General features: G+C 68.5%; 18 protein-coding genes and 1 tRNA gene. 10 read left to right on the top strand and 9 right to left on the bottom strand.

The annotated features are described in order from the left end of the window. Positions 1–68 precede the first annotated feature (68 nt). Complete coding sequence (locus K2X73_RS06105; protein WP_294109247.1) at positions 69–797, top strand: FadR/GntR family transcriptional regulator; 729 nt, start codon at positions 69–71, stop codon at positions 795–797. A 93-nt stretch (positions 798–890) separates the two neighbouring features. On the opposite strand, the gene K2X73_RS06100 is transcribed toward K2X73_RS06105, so the two are convergent. Together K2X73_RS06100 and pepN are read right to left on the bottom strand one after the other, a co-directional pair. After that, positions 891–1,892 (bottom strand): DUF4118 domain-containing protein, encoded by a 1,002-nt coding sequence (locus tag K2X73_RS06100; protein WP_294109246.1) that lies wholly within the window; start codon positions 1,890–1,892, stop codon positions 891–893. A 62-nt stretch (positions 1,893–1,954) separates the two neighbouring features. Beyond that, positions 1,955–4,537 (bottom strand): aminopeptidase N, encoded by a 2,583-nt coding sequence (gene pepN / locus K2X73_RS06095; protein ID WP_294109245.1) that lies wholly within the window; start codon positions 4,535–4,537, stop codon positions 1,955–1,957. A 55-nt stretch (positions 4,538–4,592) separates the two neighbouring features. On the opposite strand from pepN, the gene K2X73_RS06090 reads away from it, so the two are divergent. Beyond that, the gene (locus K2X73_RS06090) at positions 4,593–5,423 is read left to right on the top strand and encodes an NAD(P)-dependent oxidoreductase (RefSeq protein WP_294109244.1); all 831 of its coding nucleotides are present in this window, start codon (positions 4,593–4,595) and stop codon (positions 5,421–5,423) included. On the opposite strand, the gene K2X73_RS06085 is transcribed toward K2X73_RS06090, so the two are convergent. The 4 genes from K2X73_RS06085 to K2X73_RS06070 form a co-directional block, all read right to left on the bottom strand. Continuing rightward, on the bottom strand, positions 5,333–6,262 hold the full coding sequence (locus K2X73_RS06085) for an EamA family transporter (protein WP_294109243.1): 930 nt from the start codon (positions 6,260–6,262) through the stop codon (positions 5,333–5,335). The two genes, K2X73_RS06090 and K2X73_RS06085, sit on opposite strands and share 91 nt — an antisense overlap. Further along, positions 6,259–7,260 carry a beta-eliminating lyase-related protein gene (locus K2X73_RS06080; protein ID WP_294109241.1) on the bottom strand — a complete coding sequence of 334 codons (1,002 nt, stop codon included), beginning with the start codon at positions 7,258–7,260 and terminating at the stop codon, positions 6,259–6,261. Before K2X73_RS06080 ends, K2X73_RS06085 begins: the two co-directional genes overlap by 4 nt. Before the next feature lie 78 nt (positions 7,261–7,338). Beyond that, positions 7,339–7,425 (bottom strand) — tRNA-Leu (locus K2X73_RS06075). Positions 7,426–7,506: 81 nt separating this feature from the next. Next, complete coding sequence (locus K2X73_RS06070) at positions 7,507–8,235, bottom strand: zinc-ribbon domain-containing protein (RefSeq protein WP_294109240.1); 729 nt, start codon at positions 8,233–8,235, stop codon at positions 7,507–7,509. A gap of 297 nt (positions 8,236–8,532) precedes the next feature. Here K2X73_RS06070 and ftsE point away from each other — a divergent pair, with 297 nt between their 5' ends. The 4 genes from ftsE to K2X73_RS06050 are packed head-to-tail and all read left to right on the top strand — an operon-like array spanning position 8,533 to position 11,355. Then, positions 8,533–9,246: a cell division ATP-binding protein FtsE gene (gene ftsE / locus K2X73_RS06065; RefSeq protein ID WP_294109239.1), complete on the top strand. Its 714-nt coding sequence runs from the start codon at positions 8,533–8,535 to the stop codon at positions 9,244–9,246. Next, a complete protein-coding gene (locus tag K2X73_RS06060; protein WP_294109238.1) occupies positions 9,243–10,136 on the top strand; it encodes an FtsX-like permease family protein in 894 nt (297 codons plus the stop codon). Before ftsE ends, K2X73_RS06060 begins: the two co-directional genes overlap by 4 nt. Then, a complete protein-coding gene (locus K2X73_RS06055; RefSeq protein ID WP_294109237.1) occupies positions 10,133–10,672 on the top strand; it encodes a YdcF family protein in 540 nt (179 codons plus the stop codon). Before K2X73_RS06060 ends, K2X73_RS06055 begins: the two co-directional genes overlap by 4 nt. Next, complete coding sequence (locus K2X73_RS06050; protein ID WP_365980390.1) at positions 10,669–11,355, top strand: lysophospholipid acyltransferase family protein; 687 nt, start codon at positions 10,669–10,671, stop codon at positions 11,353–11,355. The genes K2X73_RS06055 and K2X73_RS06050 overlap by 4 nt, the downstream gene beginning before the upstream one ends. A 30-nt stretch (positions 11,356–11,385) precedes the next feature. On the opposite strand, the gene K2X73_RS06045 is transcribed toward K2X73_RS06050, so the two are convergent. Next, positions 11,386–13,818: a TonB-dependent receptor gene (locus tag K2X73_RS06045; protein ID WP_294109235.1), complete on the bottom strand. Its 2,433-nt coding sequence runs from the start codon at positions 13,816–13,818 to the stop codon at positions 11,386–11,388. Between the two features lie 95 nt (positions 13,819–13,913). Then, positions 13,914–14,990: a Gfo/Idh/MocA family oxidoreductase gene (locus tag K2X73_RS06040; RefSeq protein WP_294109234.1), complete on the bottom strand. Its 1,077-nt coding sequence runs from the start codon at positions 14,988–14,990 to the stop codon at positions 13,914–13,916. Positions 14,991–15,028: 38 nt separating this feature from the next. Here K2X73_RS06040 and K2X73_RS06035 point away from each other — a divergent pair, with 38 nt between their 5' ends. Beyond that, positions 15,029–15,949, top strand: a complete 921-nt coding sequence (locus K2X73_RS06035; protein ID WP_294109233.1) for an aldo/keto reductase — start codon at positions 15,029–15,031, stop codon at positions 15,947–15,949. Next, positions 15,946–17,007, top strand: coding sequence for an LLM class flavin-dependent oxidoreductase (locus K2X73_RS06030; RefSeq protein ID WP_294109232.1), 1,062 nt, complete (start codon positions 15,946–15,948; stop codon positions 17,005–17,007). Before K2X73_RS06035 ends, K2X73_RS06030 begins: the two co-directional genes overlap by 4 nt. On the opposite strand, the gene K2X73_RS06025 is transcribed toward K2X73_RS06030, so the two are convergent. After that, positions 17,002–17,757 carry a Crp/Fnr family transcriptional regulator gene (locus tag K2X73_RS06025; protein WP_294109231.1) on the bottom strand — a complete coding sequence of 252 codons (756 nt, stop codon included), beginning with the start codon at positions 17,755–17,757 and terminating at the stop codon, positions 17,002–17,004. The genes K2X73_RS06030 and K2X73_RS06025 overlap by 6 nt on opposite strands. Before the next feature lie 113 nt (positions 17,758–17,870). Between K2X73_RS06025 and murA the strand changes: the two genes are divergently transcribed. Further along, positions 17,871–19,154: a UDP-N-acetylglucosamine 1-carboxyvinyltransferase gene (murA, locus tag K2X73_RS06020; RefSeq protein WP_294109230.1), complete on the top strand. Its 1,284-nt coding sequence runs from the start codon at positions 17,871–17,873 to the stop codon at positions 19,152–19,154. Positions 19,155–19,303: 149 nt separating this feature from the next. Continuing rightward, positions 19,304–20,962, top strand: a complete 1,659-nt coding sequence (locus K2X73_RS06015; RefSeq protein ID WP_294109229.1) for a formate--tetrahydrofolate ligase — start codon at positions 19,304–19,306, stop codon at positions 20,960–20,962. Positions 20,963–20,965: the final 3 nt, after the last annotated feature.

Raw genomic sequence — 20,965 nt, 5'->3', positions numbered from 1 at the left:
CAATCTTAAGTCGTGACGCAGGCTGTTCCGCCGGGTAGTTTCACACGCATTATCATCGAGCGAGGGTCATGGAAGCACTGAAGATGCCGGCACGGCGATCGATGGCCGCCGACCTTGTCGAACTGTTGCGAGAGCGGATCCGCAGCGGCGAACTGGCCCGTGGCGACCGGCTGCCACCAGAACGCGCGCTTGTTGCCGAGCTTGGCATCAGCCGCACCGTGGTCCGCGAAGCGATCGCCCGCCTTTCGGCCGAAGGCTGGGTCGAGGCCCGGCAAGGCTCGGGCGTGTTCGTGCGCAGCGCGCCACAGGCTTTTCAGGTCAGCGCGACGGAACTCGCCGACCTTGAGGACGTGCTTCGTCTGCTCGAACTGCGGATCGCGATCGAAACCGAGATGGCGGGGCTCGCGGCCGAACGCCGGACCGGCGATGACCTTGTCGCCATCGACAATGCCGTGGCCGCGATCGAGGAGGACTTGCGGCTGGGGGGCGATGGCGTCGCGGCCGACATCGCCATGCACAACGCGATCGCCCATGCCACGCACAACCAGTATTTCGTGCGCATCATCGAGTTTCTGGGCGCGAGCCTGGTGCCACGGCGAAACGTCGCCACCGGAGAGGAACAGGCCGCCGCCCGCGCCGCTTATCTGCGCACGATCCAGGGCGAACACCGGCGGCTGGTGGAAGCGATCCGCAAGCAAGACGTTGGCGCCGCCAAGCGCGCGGCGCGGATGCATCTGGAGCGAAGCTTGCGACGCGGGCGCCGTCGGCTGGACCCCGCTCGGTCGGTCGACCCGTAGTTGGCTTTCGCATCGGCTGCGGTAGCGACACAGGCTCGTTCGACCGACGCGCACCGTCCAGATCGCGGATAACCCTTGCGGGGGGCCTGCTGCTCAGGGTTGCGCGAAGCGTAATCGGATCAGGGTTCCGCCGTCCGGCGGGCTGATCGTCTCGATCGTGCCGCGTAGCTGATCGGCGAGCGCCCGGGTAATGCGGGTGCCGAGCCCGCTCGCCGTCGCCGCGTCGTGCCCGGGCGGCAGGCCGCGGCCGTCGTCGCGCACCTCCAGCACCAGCCGGTCTCCGGCCTCGACCAGACGCAGCGCGATGCGCCCTTGAGCGCGATCGGCGAAGGCGTGCTTGAGGCTGTTGGTCACGGTTTCGCTGACGAACAGCGACAGCGCGATCAACCGCGTCAGATCGAGCGGCGGCACGGCCACTTCCACCTGGCAGGCGATGTCGGGACGATCGGAGGCGGCGATCACGTCGTTGCAGAGCGCCTCGAAATGGTCGCTCAACGGACGATCGAGCGCGGCGGGATCATAGAGCCGGCGGTGGACCTGCCCCATCAGCGTCAGTCGCGCCTGCGCTTCGTCGAGCGCCTGGGCGGCCCGCGCGGGCGTGGCGGCGATCTGGCGCTTCTGGAAATGCAGGATCGAGGCGATGAAGGCGAGGTTGTTCGCCACCCGGTGCTGCAGCTCGCGGAACAGCATCCGCTGCTGATCATAAAGCCCCGCCATCTCGTCGCGCGCGCCATTCAACCGATCATAGGCGCGGTGCATCGCCTCGATCAGCGCGATGTCCACCGCGACGACGAACAGGAAAAATCCCTGCGCGGTGAGCACGCCGGCGTTGATCGCAAAGCTGTGCACCGGCGGCACGAAGAAATACCACGCCGCGACGAAGCTGATCAGTCCGGCCAGGATGCCTGGCCCGGCCCCCGCGACAAAGGCGGTGACAACGACCGCGGGAAAGAAAGTGAGATAGGGAAAGCCCGCAGGGAGCATCGCATCGGCGCCAAGTCGCACGATAGCCGCGCCCCCCGCCAACGCCACCGCCAGGCCATAACCCAGGACGGGGCGATGCCGCCACATCGCCATCGAGCCTTCATGCACCATGATTGCTCTCGATCAGCACGGCGCGCTCCGTGAGGTGCGACCAGAACGCCGTCAATTCGCGTTTATCCCTGCAGGCTTTTCGAGGCCTGCTCGAAACTGTCGCGCGATAGGCCGGGTACGGCAAGAATACGCTCGAGCTCAGCGCGCATCAGCGCGGCGCGATCGGGCGTGAAGCGCTTCCACCGGCCAAGCGGCGGCAGCAGCTTGGCGGCGGTCTGCGGGTTTAGGCGATCGAGCGCGATCAGCTGATCGGCAACGAAGCGATAGCCGCGGCCATCGGCGGCATGGAAAGCCCGCTGGTTCACCCCGAACGCGCCGACCAGCGCGCGCGCGCGATTGGGGTTGGCGAGGGTGAAGTCGCGGTGCTGGGCCAGCTCGATCACCGCCGCCACCGTATCGTCGCGCGCCGACAGCGCCTGGGTCGAAAACCATTTGTCCAGCACCAGCGGATTGTCCGAATAGCGGTTGTAGAAAATATCGAGCGCGGCCACACGCAGCGGACTGTCGCCATGGGCGAGCGTGGCGAGCGCGCCCTGGCGATCGGTCATGTTGTCGGCGTGCTGGAACTGATCGAAGGCGAGCTTGGGCGCATCCTCCGCGCCGCTCGCCGCCAGATAGCTGAGCGAGACGGTGCGCAGCCGGCGGCGACCCTTGGCTTCGGGGGTGTAAGCGAAGCGTTCGCCACTCGTCCGTGCGAAAGCGGCGCGCCAGGCGGACTCGAGACTGCGCCCCAGCTCGCGGCGCAGCCCCTCGCGGGCGCGGAACACCGCCTCGGGATCGACCACCGGCAGCTGATCACCAATGAACGCCTCGGACGGCAACAGCACCGCCTCTGCGATGAAGGCCGGATCGAGCGCGGGGTTGGCGAGGGTTTCCGCCACCGCCGCGACCACCGCCTGATGCTCGCCGCGCCCGTGCCGGACGCTCGCGACGAGGGTGTCGAGCATCAGCTGCTGCATCGCCTCATAGCGGGCGAAAGGATCGTCATCATGCGCCGAGAGCTTGGCGAGTTCGGCCGGGCTGCGATCGGTCTCGACGATCACCGGGGCCGAAAAGCCGCGGTTGATCGAGAGCAGGGGCGGCTCGGCGAGATGGTCGAACACCAGGCGCTGGCTGGGCTCGGTGAGCAGCACGAGCTGCTCGTCGGTAAGCGGTGCGCCGCTGCGCGCCCCGAACAGCCGCACGCGCAGCGGCAGTACCATCGGCGCCTTGTCGGGCTGGCCCGGAGTCGGCGGCAAGCTCTGCGCCAAATGCAACACCGCGCCCGCACCGGCCTGCTCGATCCGCGCGGTCACGCGCGGCGTGCCGGCCTGGCTATACCACAAGCGGAACTGGGCGAGGTCGACGCCCGAGGCTTCCTCCAGGCTCGCGACGAAATCCTCGCAGGTGGCGGCGGTGCCGTCGAAGCGCGCGAAATAAAGATCGGTGCCGGCGCGGAACGCATCGGGGCCGAGGATCGTCGCGAGCATCCGGATCACCTCGGCGCCCTTGTTATAGACGGTCGCGGTGTAGAAGTTCGAGATTTCGATATAGCTTTCCGGCCGGATCGGGTGCGCGAGCGGGCCGGCATCCTCCGGGAACTGCGCCGCGCGCAGCGTCCGCACATCCTCGATCCGCTTGACCGCCGCCGAGCCGAGATCGGCAGAGAAGCTCTGGTCGCGAAAGACGGTGAAGCCCTCCTTCAGCGACAGCTGGAACCAATCGCGGCAGGTGACGCGGTTGCCCGACCAATTGTGGAAATATTCATGCGCCACCACCGCCGCGATCGCGTCATAATCATAATCGGTCGCGGTGTCGGGATCGGCGAGAATGTAGCGCGAATTGAAGATGTTGAGGCCCTTGTTCTCCATCGCCCCGAAGTTGAAATCGTCGACCGCGACGATGTTGAACACATCGAGATCATATTCGCGGCCATAGACGCGCTCGTCCCACGCCATCGACATCTTCAGCGCGTCGAGCGCGTGCTGGGTCTTGGCCAGATCGGCCGCGCGCACCCAGATACCGAGCGCCACTTCCCGGCCCGAGGCGGTGACGAAGGTGTCGCGATTGGCGACCAGATCGCCCGCCACCAGCGCGAACAGATAGCAGGGCTTGGGGTAGGGATCATGCCATTCGGCCCAGTGGCGGCCACCCGGCAGATCGCCGCTCGCCACCGGATCGCCATTCGCCAGCAGCACCGGGAAGCGCGCCTTGTCGGCGCTCATCCGCACCCGATAGACGCTCAGAATGTCGGGGCGATCGGGGAAGAAGGTGATGCGGCGAAAGCCTTCCGCCTCGCACTGGGTGCAGAGCAGCCCGTTCGAGGCATAGAGCCCCATCAGCTGGGTGTTGCGATCGGGCGCGATCTCGCACTCGGTTTCCACCTCATGCGCGTCGCCGGCGAGGTCGAGCACGAGCGCGCCGTCCTCCAGCCGCCAGTCGTTGACGGCGACGCCATCCACCTTCACCGACACCGGCACCTGCCCGCCGCCATCGAGCCGCAGCGGCCCGCCCGCGCCACGTTCGACCGTCAGCGTCGCGCGCACCCGGGTCGCGGCGGGGTCGAGCGCGAAATCGAGCGCGATCTCGGGCACGCGCCAGGCCGGCGGGCGGTAATCCTCGCGGCGGGTGACGGCGGGCTGGGCTTGCGCTTGAACGTCGAGCATGGTCGCGGAATAGGCGCGACGCCAAGGGCACGCCAACATAATTCGGGAGAAGCGGGTGAAACTGCTGATTTTCGGGCTGGGCTATAGCGCGGGCTATATCGCCGCCGCTGCCCGCGCGCGCGGCTGGACGGTAACCGGCACGACCCGCGACGGGCGCGAAGGCACGCTGCGCTTCGATGATGAAGTCGCCGTGCGCGCCGCGTTGGCCGAGGCCGACGCGGTGCTGAGCAGCGTCCCGCCCGAGGGAAAGGATGATCCGGTGCTTGCCCGCTATGGCACGGCGCTCGGCGGGCGGCTCGGTTATCTCTCCTCGACCGGGGTTTATGGCGACGCCGGCGGGGCCTGGGTCGATGAGAGCGCTGCCATCACCGGGCGGCGACCGGGGCGCAACGCCGCCGATGCCGCGTGGCTGGCGCGAGGGGCGCGGGTGTTCCGCCTGCCCGGAATCTATGGCCCCGGCCGCTCCGCGCTCGATCGGGTGATCGAGGGCGCGGCGCACCGGATCGACCTGCCCGATCAGGTGTTCAGCCGCATCCATGTGCGCGATCTCGCCGCCGGGGTGCTCGCGGGGTTCGCGGGGCCGCCGGGTGCCTATAACCTCGCCGACGATCTGCCCTGCGCGCAGAACGACGTGATCGACTTTGCCTGCCGCCTGCTCGGTCGCCCGGTGCTGCCGCTCCAGACGATGGACGCGGCGGGGCTCTCGCCAATGGCGCGCGCCTTTTATGCGGAGAATCGCCGGGTCGCGAACGGCAAGGCCAAGCGTATGCTTGGCTGGCGCCCGGTCTATGCCGATTACCGGTTGGGCCTGCGTGCCCTGAGCGCGATCACCAACCCGGCCAGCGCCAGCACCGCCCCCGCCGCCGCTAGTCCCGACCAGCGATAGCCCTCGAACAGCGTCGAGAGGAGCATCGCGATCACCGGCACGATCACGCTCGAATAGGCGGCCTTGGCGGGGCCGATCACGCGCAAGATGCCGAAATAAAGAGTGAAGGCGACGGCCGAGGCGACCAGCCCCAGATACAGGATGCCGAGCACATAGCTCGCGCGCCATTCGAACGCCGGTGCGCCGGTAAGGCTCCAGGCGATCGTGCCGTCGAGCGCCGCGCCGAACAGCATCGCCACCCCTAGCATCGCGGCCATCGGATAGGCGCGCGCGGCCTGGGTCGCCTGCATGATATTAGCGAGCGACGCGGCGAGCACTCCGGCGAGCGTCAGCCCGACGCCCATCGCCGCCTCGCCCATGCCGTGCGGATCGCGCCGCGCCTCGTGCACGAACAACAGGGTCACCCCCGCCATCGCCACGCCGCAGCCGATGAGCAATTGCCGGCCGAGCTGCTGCCCCAGGAATAGCCGCCCGAACAGCGCGTTGGGCACGAGCAACAGCGCGAACACCACCGCGACCACGCCCGAGGTGATGTGCGCCTCCGCCCGGTAGACGAAATTGAAGTTGAGGCAGAATTGCAGCAACCCGAGCAGCCCCGCGAAGCCCCAGCCGCGCGCATCGAACCAGGGCCGCTCCCCGCGCGCGATCGCATAGCCGAGCATCGCCACCCCAGCGACGAGGAAGCGGTACGTCACCGACCAGCTGGGCGGCACCGTGCCGATCTGGTCGCGGATCACGATCCAGGTCGATCCCCAGATCAGCGTCACCAGCGCGAAGGGGATGAGGATGGCGAGGCGAGTCGATTGCGGGCGATCGGCGGGGGCGCCGCCCTCGCTCACAGCGCGGCGATCGCGGCGGCGAGCGGGGCGATGTCCTCGCGCCGCTGGTGCCAGGAGACGACCAGCCGTGCCTCGCCCGGACCCCAATCATAGAAATCGAAGCCGGCGGCGCGCAGCCGGGCGGCTTCCTCTGGCGTCATCCGCAGGAAAACCTCGTTCGCCTCGACCGGATGCACCAGTCGCTCACCCGCCGCCGCGGCGAGCAGCGCCGCGCCCGCGTTCGCCGCGCGCGCGTTACGGCGCCACGCATCGCCCTCGATCATCGCCAGGATTTGCGCGGCGAGATAACGCCCCTTTGACGCCAGCAACCCCGCGCGCTTGCGGCGATAGAGCGTCGCGTCCGCCAGCTCGGGGCGGAACAACACCAGCAGCTCGGCCATCATCCCGCCATTCTTGATGAAGCCGAACGACAGCGCATCGACCCCCGCGCGCCAGGTGATGTCCGCCGGCGCGCAGCCGAGGTGCGCGACCGCGTTGGCAAAGCGCGCGCCGTCCATATGCAGCCCCAGGCCATGCGCGCGGGCGAGATCACCCAGCGCCGCGACCTCGTCGGGGGTATAGACCCGGCCATATTCGGTCGCCTGGGTGATCGACAGCGCGTGCGGCTGCACCTGGTGAACGTCCTTGCGGGTCGCCGCGAGCACCGCCTTTACACTGTCAGGCGTCAGCTTCGCCCCCGCGCCATCAGCCAGCAGCAGCTTGGCGCCATGCGTATAGAATTCAGGCGCGCCGCATTCGTCATTCTGGATATGCGCGTCGCGGTGGCAGATCACCGCCCCGTGCGGCGGGCAGAGCGCGGCGAGCGCGAGGCAGTTCGCCGCCGTGCCGGAGGCGACCCAGAGCGCGCGCACCGGTGTCTCGAACAACGCCGACACCACCCCATCCAACCGCTGGCTCCACTGGTCACCGTCATAGGCCGTGTCGAGCACGTTCGCGGTGTTCAACGCGGCGAGCACCTCGGGGCAGGCGGGGGCGGCGTTATCGGAGAAGAAGCGCATGGCGGCGCTCTTGGATCGCGTGTCCGGAGGCGTCAACCGGGTCGGTTTACGATAATTGCTGCCACGATCGGCGAAAGCTGGTGCGGTCGAGAAGACTCGAACTTCCACGTCCTTTCGGACACAACGACCTCAACGTTGCGCGTCTACCAGTTCCGCCACGACCGCACGTGCCTTGCTCGGGCGGCGCAAGGCCCCCGAGCCGGTAGAGGCGCGCGCCCTAGCAAAGCGCCGGGCACGGCACAAGCGCTAACTCATCCGGGCGCGCGCGAAGCTGAAGCGCAGATCGCGCGAATTGCTCGGCACGTCGAGCTGGGCGCTGTTGAAGCGCAGGCTGGCGCCCGGACGCAACAGCCGCTGCTCGGGCTCGATCGTCCAGCTGAAAACGACGCGGCGGTGCGAATCGCGCAGCTCGGCGAGAATGTCGGGCACGCGCTGGGGGCGGCTGGAGGGGTTCACGATCCGCCCGCTCACCGCGAACAGCTCCGAGCCATTGCGCTGCGCCTCGCGCCGGATCGGATCTGCCTGCACCAGCAGCGGGGTCGCGGCCGGGGTCACGAGGCCAAGCTGCGCGGCGAGCCCTTGGCTACCGGTCGCGCTCAGTGCCGCGATTCCGCCGACGAGCACCAGCGAGGTCGCCACCGCGGCGATGGTGTAGCGCCGCGCCGGGTTACGGCGCGGGCGGAACGGCGGCTGGTAGCCGAACGCGTCATACTCGGCGGTATCGGGTGTCGTGGGGGCATCCGCGACGGGCGCGGGCTCCGCCTCGACGCGCGCGGCGGGGGTGGGCGACGGGGCGGGAACGGACGGCGGCGGCGCGGCAATCGCGCCAATGCCCGCGGTCAACGCCTCGATGCTCGCGCCTTCCTGGAACCAGCTATGCTTGCAATTGGCACACCGCACCGTCCGCCCCTCCGGCCCGATCGCACTATCGGGGACGAGGTAACGCGTTTGGCACTCGCTGCATTCCAGGATCATAAACCGCGCTTCACTGCCGGGTAGAGCCGCCATTGTTACCCAATATTTAACTTTCGCACGCGAGTCGCGCGCTGGCAAGACGGGAGCGCCACGGGGCGAACCCCCGCATCGGGCAGCGTGGCGGATTGCGGGCACGGTGTGTCGCGTCGGGCGGCGTTGCGCGCGATCACACCCCCTTGCCCTGTTGACCGTCGCGCAGGGTGCGCCCGCCGGCGATCGGTCCGCCCGGCTTGAGCCCGGCGCGCGCGCGTGCGATGGCACCGTCAGGCAAGCGCATCAGGGGCTATCGACGCCGGCATGGCGAATATCGTGCAGTTCGAAAATGTGGGGCTGCGCTATGGCACCGGCGAGGAGACGCTGAGCGACATCAGCTTCACCTTGTCGCGCGGCGCCTTTTACTTCCTCACCGGCGCCTCGGGCGCGGGCAAGACCTCGCTGTTGAAGCTGCTCTACCTCGCCCAGCGCCCCACGCGCGGCGCGATCCGGCTGTTCGACGAGGATTTGGCGCGGCTGCCACGCGCGCGCCTGCCGGGCTTCCGCCGGCGGATCGGCGTGGTGTTCCAGGATTTCCGCCTGCTGCCGCATCTGAGCGCGTTCGATAACATCGCGCTCCCCTTGCGCGTCGCCGGCGTGCCCGAAGCGGACATCGCCGCGCCGGTGACCGAGATGCTGGCCTGGGTAGGGCTCGCCGAGCGCGCCAGTGCCCGCCCGCCAACGCTTTCGGGGGGCGAGCAGCAGCGCGTCGCGATCGCCCGCGCGGTGATCGGCCGGCCCGACATTCTGGTGGCGGACGAGCCCACCGGCAATGTCGATCCCGATATGGCCGAGCGGCTGCTGCATCTGTTCGACAGTCTCAACCGGCTCGGCACCACTGTCGTCGTCGCGACGCATGATTTCCAGCTGTTGGGGCGCATCCAGGGCGCGCATATGATGCGGCTCGAGCGCGGGCGGCTGCTCGATCCCACCGGCTCGCTGCGCTTCCCGCCGACGCGCACCGAGGCGCAACCATGAAGCTGCGGCTGATCGCCACCGCCGCCGATCGCGCGCTGCTCGACAGCGCCGGCGAGACGCGGACGCTGCGCTGGATCATGGCGGTGATGCTGTTCCTGACGGTGCTCGCCGCCGCCTTCGGGCTCGGCGCGCTGGCAGCGGCCGAGACGCTCGATCGCCAGCTCGCGGGCAAGCTCACCGTCCAGATTGTCGAGGCCGATCCGGCAGCGCGGGAGGCCCACGCGGCTCAGGCGCTCGCGGCGGTGCGGGCGACGGCGGGGGTGAGCGCCGCGGCGCCGGTCGATCGCGACGCGCTTGCGCGGATGCTCCGTCCGTGGCTGGGGGCCGATGGCGCCGACCCCGATCTGCCGATCCCGGCGATGATCGACGTCCAGCTCGCCAGTCCCAGCCCCGCCACGCTCGCCCGAGTGAGCGACGCCATCCACCGCGTCGCCCCCACCGCCCGGATCGACCGCTACGAGGCGTGGATGTCGCCGGTCGCGCGCTTCATGCGGACGATGATCGCGCTTGCCGGCACGCTGGTGCTGGTGATGGCGGCGGCGGCGGCGACGGTGGTGGTGCTCGCTGCGCGCGCAGGGCTCGACGCGCACCGCGAGACGATCGCGATGCTCCATTTGCTGGGGACGACCGACGCCCAGATCGCGCGGCTGTTCCAGCGGCAAATCGCGCTTGAGACGCTCTATGGCGGCATCGCGGGCAGCGCGCTCGCGCTGGTGCTGGTCGCGCTGATCGGGGGCGAGATCGCGGGGCTCGGCGCCGAACTGGTGAGCGGGGTGCGGTTCGCATTGCGCGATTGGCTGGCGCTGCTCGCGCTGCCGTTGCTGTTCGCGTTGCTCGCGACCTTCGCCGCGCGATTCGCGGTCGAGCGCGTGCTGGGGCGCGCACCGTGATCCGCCGGCTGGTCGCGGTCGTGGCGCTGGCGTGGACGCTGGGGTTTGGCTGGTTCATGCTGTTCCTGCCCGGCCCCGCGGATACACGCCGCACCGATGCAATCGTGGTGTTGACCGGAGGGGCGGGGCGGATCGATCGCGGGCTTGATCTGCTGAGGGCGGGCGCCGCAAAGCGATTGCTGGTGACGGGCGTCGGCACCGCGGTGCGGCCGATCGACTTGGCGATGAGCAACCGCGCCTCGCCCGCGCTGTTCGCCTGCTGCGTCGATCTGGGGCACGAAGCCGTCGACACCCGCTCGAACGCGGAGGAGACCAGCGCCTGGCTGCGCGCGCACGGCTATAAGAGCGTGCGGCTCGTCACCTCGGACTGGCATTTGCGGCGCGCGACGATGGAGTTGGAAGCCGTGCTCGACGACTCCTCGATTACGGTGCTCGGCGATGGCGTGCCCGGACACCCCAAGGCGCCGCTGCTGCTGGCCGAGTACAACAAGTTCCTGTTGCGGCGCGCGGCGATCTGGCTGGGGTGGGACGCATGATCCGGCGCTTGCGGACCTGGGCGTTTCTGATCGTCTTCTATCTTGGCTCGGTGCCATTCGTGCTGGCGACCCCGGTGACGATGCGGCTGTCGCGTGGAGCGCTGCTGGCGAATGTCCATGGCTGGTGCCGCTTCCACCGTTGGTGTGCCCGCTGGCTGCTCGGCATCACCAGTCGCTTCGAAGGCGCGCCGCCGCCGGGGCAATATCTGTTCGCCGCCAAGCACCAGGCGTTCTACGAGACCTTCGAACTCGCGCTCGCCCTGGTCGATCCGGTGATCGTGCTGAAGCAGGAGTTGATGGCCATCCCGCTCTGGGGCCGGGCGGCGCGGCGCTATGGCGCGATCGTCGTCGATCGCGAGGCATCCGCCAAGGCGCTCCGGGCGATGATGGCCGATGCCAAGGCGGCCAAGAGCGCGGGGCGATCGGTGCTGATCTTTCCCGAGGGGACGCGCGTGCCGGCTGGGGCCACGCCGCCGCTGCGTTCGGGCTTCGCCGGGCTCTACCGCGCCTTCGATCGGCCGGTGGTGCCGATCGCGATCGACTCCGGTGTCGTCTGGCCGAAGAAAGGGACCAAGCGCGCCGGTGTCGTTACCTTCCGCTTTGGCGAGCCCATCCCGCCGGGCCTCTCACGCGAGGCGATCGAGGAGCAGGTTCACGCCGCGATCAACGCGCTCGAAGGTTAGGCGGGCGCCACCGCGCCCGCCCGCCGGGCATCAGAAATTGAACCGGCCCTGCACCCCGAAGTAACGGTTCGCTTCGCGCGGGATCAGGTAGCGGAAGCTGCCGTAAGGCCCGCCGCTGGTGATCGCCGCCGCGAAGCTTTCGTCCGCGACGTTCTTCGCCAGGAAAGTGATGCGGAACTTGTCCTTGGGGTCGACGATCGACGCCTGCAGATCGAGCAGCGAATAGGCGCGGATCGTTGTTGCCGCGCGGATGGCCGCGCTCGCGTCGAACTGCGACAACTGGCTCGACTGATACGAGCCTTGCGCGCCGAATTCGAGATCGACCGGCCCTTGCGTGCGCCAGCGATAATTCACGCCCAGATTGGCCTTCACCTTCGGCGCATAGGCGAGGGGCGTACCGTTCGGGATCGTGGCCGAGGGAACGCCGTTGGCGCCGATCGGGGCGTTGAAGCGATCGACCCGGGCATCGGTATAGGCAAAGCCACCGTTGAAGCTCAGGTCGCGGGTCGGGCGATAGATCGCATCAACCTCGACACCACGCGTCGAAACGTCGCCGGCGTTGGTGAAGCGGGTGACGATCACGCCCGCCACCACATCGGGGTTGTTGGCCTGGAAGTTCTGATATTCGGCGTAATAGCCAGCGATGTTGAGCACCAGCTTGCCGTCGAACAAGCTGTTCTTCAGGCCGATCTCATACGCGTTCGAGGTTTCCGGCGCGATCACGTTGGTACCGGTCGCGGTCAGGTTGTAGAAGATATTGTACGCCGGACCCTTATAGCCGCGCGAATAGGTGAAGTAGGTCGTCACCTGCGGCGTGATTTCATATTGGAAGCCCACCCGGCCAGACACATTGTCGGCGGTGGTCGAGGTACGGAACGGCACCCCGTTCGATCCCGCGGGCGACGCGGTGACCGCCGCGCTCGGCGTGGTGCCGGCGGCGACCAGTTGCTGGTAGAGGTTGAACACGCCCTGATCGAAATTGGGCTGGATGCCGGGGCCGGCCAGCGTCGTCTGGCGGCTGTGGAACACGCTCAGCGCGTCATAGGTGTAGCGCACGCCACCGATCAGGCGGAAATTGCGCCTCAGGTTCAGCGTCGCCTGGCCGAACACTGCCGCGTTCTGGAAGGTCGAGCCGAAGAAGGCGGTGCCGAACGGGCGCGTCACCGCCGTTCCCGGCGCGGTGCAGGGGGTGAGCGCGGCCGGGGCAGGCGTCAGCGTGCAGACGATGTCCGATCGGCTGAACACGCGCTCCGAATAAGCGCGCGAGTAGAAGCCGCCGACGACATAGTCGATCAGCTTGCCCTTTTCGGAGGCGATGCGCAGTTCCTGGGTGATCGTGTCGGTGCGCTGCGGGCCAACGTCGTGCAGCTGGTTGAGCCCGCCGCCGACATAGGCCTGCGGCAGAAAATCACCGTCGCGAATCTCGCTATTGTTCCACTTGCGGTACGACGAAATCGAGGTGAGCGTGCCGCCGTTCAGATCGACATCGGCCTGCAACGAGACGCCCCAGCCATCCTCCAGCGTCGAGGTAACGAGATTCTGCGCAAGGGCGCGCGTACGATCGCCCAGTTGCGGTGGCAGCACCGCGGCGATCTGCGCGGCATAGGTATTGGCGGCGCTCACCACGGGTGGCGTTCCGATCACTTCGCCGCAGCAATTATCGGTATTGGTGTGATAATCGGCGATGACGGTGAGCGTCAGATCCTCGATCGGCTTCGCGACGACGATCCCACGGATCCCGAAATGCTCATAGCCGTTCACGCGGCGGTTGGTCGTGGTGTTGAAGATATTGCCGTCGTAATTGGTATAGGCGCTGGTCAGCCGCACCGCGAGCTTGTCGGTGATCACCGGCAGGTCGAGCGCGCCGCGCACCCGGTATTCGGTGCCGTTGTCAAAGAAATAGCCGGCCTCGCCATAGCCGCCGAAGGTGTCTCCCGGGCGCTTGGTGACGATGTTGATCACGCCCGCCGAGCTGTTCTTGCCGAACAGCGTGCCTTGCGGCCCGCGCAGCACCTCGATCCGGTCGATGTCGATCAGGTCGCTGAACGCCTCGCCCGAGCGCTGATAGACGACGCCGTCGACGACCGTGGTGATCGAGGGTTCGCCCGCGATCGAGAAGGTCGATGTGCCGACGCCGCGCAGGAACAGCGACTGGTTGAGCGCGGTGCCCGATTTGCGGAAGTTGAGCGAAGGCACCAGATATTGCGCGTTCTCGATATTGAGCACGCCGGCGCGGGCGAGCTGCTCGCTGCTCACCACCGACACCGCGATCGGCACGTCCTGCAGGCGCTCGCTGCGCTTCTGCGCGGTGACGATGATGTCAGCGGGCACGCCTTCCTCGCCGTCGCTGGCCGTCGCGGGGCTCGCGGCGGGGGCCTGGGCGGCGGGCGCGGTCTGGGCGAACGCCGGGCTCGCCACCAGCGCCAGCGCGGCGCCACCGCTCATCAGAAGAAACTTGGTCATCCATCCCTCCCTTTGCTGCCCATTCTTCGCGATGGGGCGGTTTGCGCTAGGCGCTTTGTTGCTTCGTCCTTGAAACTTTTGCTTGTGCCTTCCGCTCAGAAACCGAGCTCGCTCATCGCCACGACCCGCTTCTCCCGCGCGCTGATCTCCACCGCCGTGCCGATCGCGACCGCGCGCAGTCCGTCCTCGGCGGTGACTTCGACCAGACCTTCGCCGCGCACCGCCGCGATGAACTTCTGGTGTTCGTAAAAGGTTGACCCATGGTGCGATCCCGCCGCGAGCGCCGCCGGATCGACCTCGACCACCCGGCGGGTGACCTTCTTCGGATTGCCGAAGCCGGTGCGCGGGCTGTGCACCAGCGCCCCTTCGGGAATGAACACGTCGAGCCGTGCCTGGTCGCCGACGGCGGTGACTTCCTCCTGGTTCGCCGCCCCTTCCGCGAACATCGACAGATCGAGCATCGCCCGCACCCCGTTCGCGAAGTCGACGGTGGTGAAGCTGTTGTCGATGATGTCGGGCACCGCACCGTCATACAGCTCGTCGCGATGGTTCACGTCCATCGCGCCGGAGCAATAGACGCGCACCGCCTCGGACCCGACGATCAGCCGCATCAGATCGAAGAAATGGCAGCATTTCTCGACCATCGTGCCACCGGTGTTGCGGGCGAAGCGGTTCCAATTGCCGACCTTCACCAGGAACGGGAAGCGGTGCTCGCGAATCGAGAGCATCTTCAGCGCGCCGACGGCACCCTCCGCCAGCGCGCGGATGAACTCGGCGACCGGCGGCATGTAGCGATATTCCATCGCCGTCCAAAAAACTCGGTCCGTTTTGGCGGCTTCCTCGACGATCCAGCGCGCGTCCTCGAGCGTCGTCGCGAGCGGCTTTTCGCACAGGATGTGGAGCCCGGCATCGAACAGCGGCACCAGCACATCGCGGTGGGTGTGGTTGGGGCTCGCGACGATCACCGCGTCGCACAATCCCGAGGCGGCAAGCGCTTGCGGGCTATCGAACGCCTTTACCTCGTTCGCATGCGCGCCAAGTGCCGCCCGCGCCCAGGTAAGCGAGGTCGCGACGGGATCGGTGATCGCGGTGACCACCGCGCCCGGGGTGATCGCCAGGTTGTTGAGGTGCTCCACCCCCATCATCCCGGTCCCGATCAGGCCGTATCTCACTTGCTCTGCCAACCCTTTGGCCTCTATGTTCGCGCACTATGACAACGATGTCCTATGGCTGGCGGGTTACACCCGATCCGCGCCCGCTCGGCAAGAGCGGAATCATGGTCTCGCCAATTGCCTGGGGCATGTGGCGATTTGGTCACGCGACGGTAACGGAAGGGCGCGCGCTGATCGAAGCCGCGCTTGGCGCGGGTGTCACACTGTTCGATACCGCCGATATCTATGGCTTCGACGGCAGCGGCGGCTTTGGCGATGCCGAGGCGCTGCTCGGCCGCATCTTTGCCGAAAGCCCCGGCCTGCGCGACCGGCTGGTGCTCGCGACCAAGGGCGGGATCACCCCGCCAGTGCCCTACAACAGCAGCCCCGCCTATCTGGTCGAGGCGCTCGACGCATCGCTCAAGCGGATGCGGGTGGAGCGGGTCGAGCTGTATCAGATCCACCGCCCCGACATCCTCACCCACCCGCAGGAGGTCGCGCGGGCGCTGGAGGACATGGTGGCGAGCGGCAAGGTCGGCGCGATCGGGGTGAGCAACTACACCCTTGCCCAGCATCAGGCGCTCGCGCGCTTCCTGAGCGTGCCCCTCGCCTCGACCCAGCCCGAATTCTCGCCCCTCCACCTCGAGCCGATCACCAGTGGCCTGCTCGACCACGCGATGGCAGAGGATCTGGCGGTACTCGCCTGGTCGCCGCTTGGGGGCGGGCGGATCGGCGCCCCGCAGGACAGCCGCGCCCATGCGGTGTGCACCGCGCTCGACGCGGTCGCGGTCGAACATGGCGTCAGCCGCGCCGCCGCCGCTTATGGCTGGGTGATGGCGCACCCGGCGCGCGCCATCCCGATCGTCGGCACCCAGAACCCCGCGCGCATCGCCGAACTCAGCGGGGCCTTCACGATCAATTGGACGCGGCAGAGCTGGTACGACGTACTCGTCGCCGCGCGGGGAGAAAGACTGCCGTGACCCTGGCCCCTTGCGAAATAAGCTGGTTCTCGGCGCTGTGCGACGATGATTACGAGTTTCTCGGCGTGCCGGACGCGCGCCTGAAGTCGAGCTGGGAACATTGCCGCGACATTGTCCTGCAGGCCGAAACCGGCGGGTTCGACAATATCCTGCTCCCGTCGGGCTACGCGCTGGGGATCGACACCACGGCTTTCGCGGCCGGGATCGCGCCGATGCTCCGGCGACTCGCGCTGCTGATGGCGGTGCGCGTCGGCGAAAGCTGGCCCCCCCAACTCGCGCGCCAGATCGCGACGATCGACCGGATGCTCGGCGGGCGGCTGAAGGTGAACATCATCTCGTCCGACATGCCGGGCGAAACGCTGGCGTCGGCGCCCCGCTATGCCCGCACCGTCGAGGCGATGCACATTCTGAAGACGCTCCTGAACGGCGAACCGCTCGATCACCAGGGCGAGTTCTGGCGGCTGAAACTCGATCCGCCGCGCATCGGCACGCTGTCGGGCAAGGCGCCGCAGCTATATTTCGGCGGGCTGAGTGAGGACGCGCGCGAGGCGGCGGCGAAGGGCTGCGACGTCTATCTGATGTGGCCCGACAAGCGCGAGGCGGTAGAAGCCATCATCGCCGACATGCGCGCGCGCGCCGCCAAATATGGCCGCACGCTCAGGTTCGGCTATCGCTGCCACATGATCGTGCGCGAGACCGAGGATGAGGCGCGCGCTTACGCTCAGCGGCTGCTCTCGAAGCTCGACGCGGCGCAAGGGGCAGCGATCCGCGCCAAGTCGCTCGATGCCACCTCAGCCGGGGTCGCGGCGCAGGCCGCCTTGCGCGAAGGCGCCGACGCCGATGGCTATGCCGAGGCCAATTTGTGGACCGGGATTGGCCGCGCGCGCTCCGGCTGCGGCGCGGCGATCGTCGGCGATCCCGACCAGGTGGTCGCCAAGCTCAACGATTACCGGGCGATGGGGATCGATGCGTTCATCCTCTCGGGCTATCCCCATGCCGCCGAGGCCGATCTGGTCGCCCGCCACGTCCTGCCGCGGATCGACCACGGCCTGCTATAGCCGGCCCTCGCGCGCCACCCCGCGCTCCTCAGCGGCCGGGGGCAGCCAGCCGAGATCAAGCGCCGGCCCGGGCAGCAGCCCGGCCGCGCGCGCGAGCGCGTCTTCGTCGAGCAACCGCACACGCCCGCCCTCGCGCGCGATCAAGCCCTCCTGCACCAACTGCCGGAGCATCCGGTTGACGTGAACGGCGGTGAGCCCGGTCGCGTCGCCAATCTCCTCCTGGGTCAAGGCAAGCGGGAAGCTCGTCGCGCCGCTTTCGCGCAACCGGCGATCAAGCTCGACCAGCACCCCCGCGACCCGCGCCTTGGCGTCGAGCCGGCCGAGCGCGGCGAGCCGCTCGGCGAGCGACACCTGCGCCAGCTGGGCATCGGCCAGCAGCAGCGCGCCAATCCTGGGATGGGCGGCGATCAACGTCCCCAGCGCCGCCAGCTCGACCGGCAGCACGGTCGCGTCGGTCAGCGCCGCGATCGCCTCGGGCGCGGCGCGATAGGCGAGGTTGGCCATGCCGACCAGGTCGCCATCGGAATGGAAACGCACGATCTGGCGGCTGCCTTCCCCGGTCAGCAGATAGCTCATCAGCATCCCGTGCTTCAGCACATAGATTTCGCCAACCGGCTCCTGCGCGCGCTGCAACGTGGCGCCGCGACGCAATGTGCGTTCGCGCAACCCTAGCGCACCCAGCGCCGCGGCCTCCGCCTCGGTAAGCGCGACCAGCCGCCCCAACCGGTCCGCCAGACAACTTGTTGCCACCTTTGGCCTTCCCCTAAACAAGAGGCGTGTCAAAGCAGCGCGCGGCGATATGCGCATTAAAGTCGATCAAGCGCCGGCTTGAACCTTGCCATAGCTGCGCTAGAAGCTCGGCGATGGACCGAATCCTGATCCGGGGCGGGAATGCCCTTGCCGGCCGCCTGCCGATCTCGGGCGCCAAGAACGCCGCCCTCACCTTGATGCCCTGCGCGCTGCTCAGCGAAGAGCCGCTGACGCTCCGCAACCTGCCGCGCCTGGCCGATGTCGACACCTTTGGGCATCTGCTCAACCAGCTCGGCGTGTCGACGCTGGTCGAAGGCGCGCGGCCGGAGGATTTCGGCCGGGTGATGACGCTGCGCGCGAACCGGCTCACCTCGACGGTCGCGCCCTATGACATCGTGCGCAAAATGCGCGCCTCGATCCTGGTGCTGGGGCCGCTGGTCGCCCGCGCGGGCGAGGCGACGGTGTCGCTGCCCGGCGGCTGCGCGATCGGCAACCGGCCGATCGACCTGCACCTGAAGGCGCTGGAAGCGCTGGGCGCCGAGATCGAACTCGCCGCCGGCTATGTGCGGGCGACGGCGCCCAAGGGCCGGTTGCCGGGCGGGCGCGTCCATTTTCCGATCGTCTCGGTGGGCGCGACCGAGAATGCGATCATGGCCGCCGTTACGGCCAGCGGTCCGACCCGCATCGACAATGCCGCGCGCGAGCCCGAAATCGTCGATCTCTGCCGCTGCCTGGTCGCGATGGGGGCGGCGATCGAAGGGATCGGCACCGAAACGCTCGAGATCGAGGGGCGCGAGCGGCTGCACGGCGCGACCTATGCGGTGATGCCCGATCGGATCGAGGCGGGCAGCTATGCCTGCGCCGCCGCGATCACCGGCGGCGCGCTCGAACTGGTCGGCGCGCGCGCGGACGAGATGCGCGCGACGGTCGACGCCCTGATCGCGGCGGGGGTGACGGTGGAGGAGCGGCCCGGCGCGCTTTACGTCGCGGCGAAGAACGGCATCGCTCCCTTGGAACTTTCGACCGCGCCCTATCCGGGATTCGCGACCGATATGCAGGCGCAGTTCATGGCGCTGCTCACCCGCGCCAATGGTGCGAGCGTGCTGACCGAGACGATTTTCGAGAATCGCTACATGCACGTTCCCGAACTCGCGCGGATGGGGGCGGACATTCGTGTTTCAGGCCGCACCGCGGTGGTACGCGGGGTCGATCGGCTGATCGGCGCGCCGGTGATGGCGACCGACCTGCGCGCTTCGATGAGCTTGATCCTGGCGGGGTTGGCGGCGCAAGGGGAGACGCAGGTGAACCGCGTCTATCACCTCGATCGCGGCTACGAGCGGCTGGAAGAGAAACTGAGCGCGGTGGGCGCGAATATCGAGCGGGTGAGCGACGGGTGAGGGGTGGTGCCCGGGAAGCCCCTCACCCAAACCCTCTCCCCTGAAGGGGAGAGGGCTTCCAGACGCGCTACCATATAGCCCTCTCCCCCTTGGAGGAGAGGGTTGGGTGAGGGGGTGCGGACGCAACATGCGCCCGCCAGGGGGGAAACATGCCAACCGACATCGAAATCGCCGCCGCCGTTCAGCTCGCCCCGATCGCCGACATCGCCGCGCGCGCCGGCATCCCCGCCCAGGCGATCGAACCCTATGGCCGCCACAAGGCCAAGCTCGATCTCGCCCAACTCTCCCCCGGGCAGACGCCGGGCAAGCTGATCCTCGTCACCGCGATCAACCCGACGCCGGCGGGCGAGGGCAAGACCACCACCTCGATTGGGCTCGCCGACGCGCTGCGCCATATTGGCAAGCGGGCGATGCTCGCGCTGCGCGAACCCTCGCTCGGCCCCTGCTTTGGCACCAAGGGCGGCGCGACCGGCGGCGGGCGTGCGCAGGTGGCGCCGATGGTCGACATCAACCTTCACTTCACCGGCGATTTTCACGCGATTTCAGCCGCGCACAATCTGCTGTCGGCGATGATCGACAACCATATCTACTGGGGCAACGCGCTCGACATCGATGCGCGGCGGGTGAGCTGGCGCCGCGTCGTCGACATGAACGACCGCGCTTTGCGCGAAGTGACGCTCGGGCTGGGCGGCGTCTCGAACGGCTTCGCGCGGACGGGCGGGTTCGACATCACCGTCGCCTCCGAAGTGATGGCGTGCCTGTGCCTCGCCGAAGACCTTGACGATCTGCGCGCCCGGCTCGCGCGGATCATCGTCGCCGAGACACGCGATCGCCGGGCGGTCACCGCCGCCGATCTGAAGGCCGACGGCGCGATGGCGGCCTTGCTTGCCGAAGCGGTGAAGCCCAATCTCGTCCAGACGCTGGAGGGCACGCCGGCGTTGATCCACGGCGGCCCCTTCGCCAACATCGCGCATGGCTGCAATTCGGTGATCGCGACCCGCGCCGCTTTGGATTTGGCCGATTATGTCGTCACCGAAGCCGGGTTCGGCGCGGACCTGGGCGCGGAGAAGTTTTTCGACATCAAATGCCGCCAGGCGGGGCTGATGCCGGCGGCGGCGGTGATCGTCGCGACCGCGCGGGCGCTGAAAATGAACGGCGGCGTCGCCAAGGCCGATCTTGAGCGCGACGATCCCGCCGCCGTCGCGCGCGGGGCAGCGAACCTGGTGCGGCATGTCGAGAATGTACGCGGCTTCGGGGTGCCCGTGGTGGTCGCGATCAACCTGTTCCCGACCGACAGCGACGCCGAACTCACCGCGATCGAGACCGCCGCTTGCGCCGCCGGGGTGGAGGCGATCCGCTGCGCGCATTGGGCGCAGGGCGGCGCCGGGGCGGCGGCGCTCGCCGAGGCGGTGGTCGCGCTCGCCGAGCAATCGAACGGTTTCGCCCCGCTCTACCCGGCGGAGCTGCCGCTTGCCGCCAAGATCGAGACGATCGCCCGGCGGATCTATCGCGCCGATGGCGTGGCCTTCGCCCCGGGCATCACCGCGCAGCTATCGCGCTGGGAGGCGGCGGGCTTTGGCGCGCTGCCGGTGTGCATGGCCAAGACCCAGTATAGCTTCTCCGCCGACCCCGGCCTGCTCGGCGCGCCGACCGGCTTCACCCTGCCGGTGCGCGAGGTGCGGCTGGCGGCGGGGGCCGGCTTCGTCGTCGCGATCTGCGGCGAGTTGATGACGATGCCGGGCCTGCCGCGCGTGCCGGCGGCGGAGGGCATCGGCGTGGGCGCGGACGGGGTTTTCGGCCTGTTCTGAGCG

It is taken from the genome of Sphingomonas sp. (genome assembly GCF_019746665.1).
In the GTDB taxonomy this organism is placed as follows: Bacteria; Pseudomonadota; Alphaproteobacteria; order Sphingomonadales; family Sphingomonadaceae; genus Sphingomonas.
This window is presented reverse-complemented; position numbering and strand designations above follow the sequence as displayed.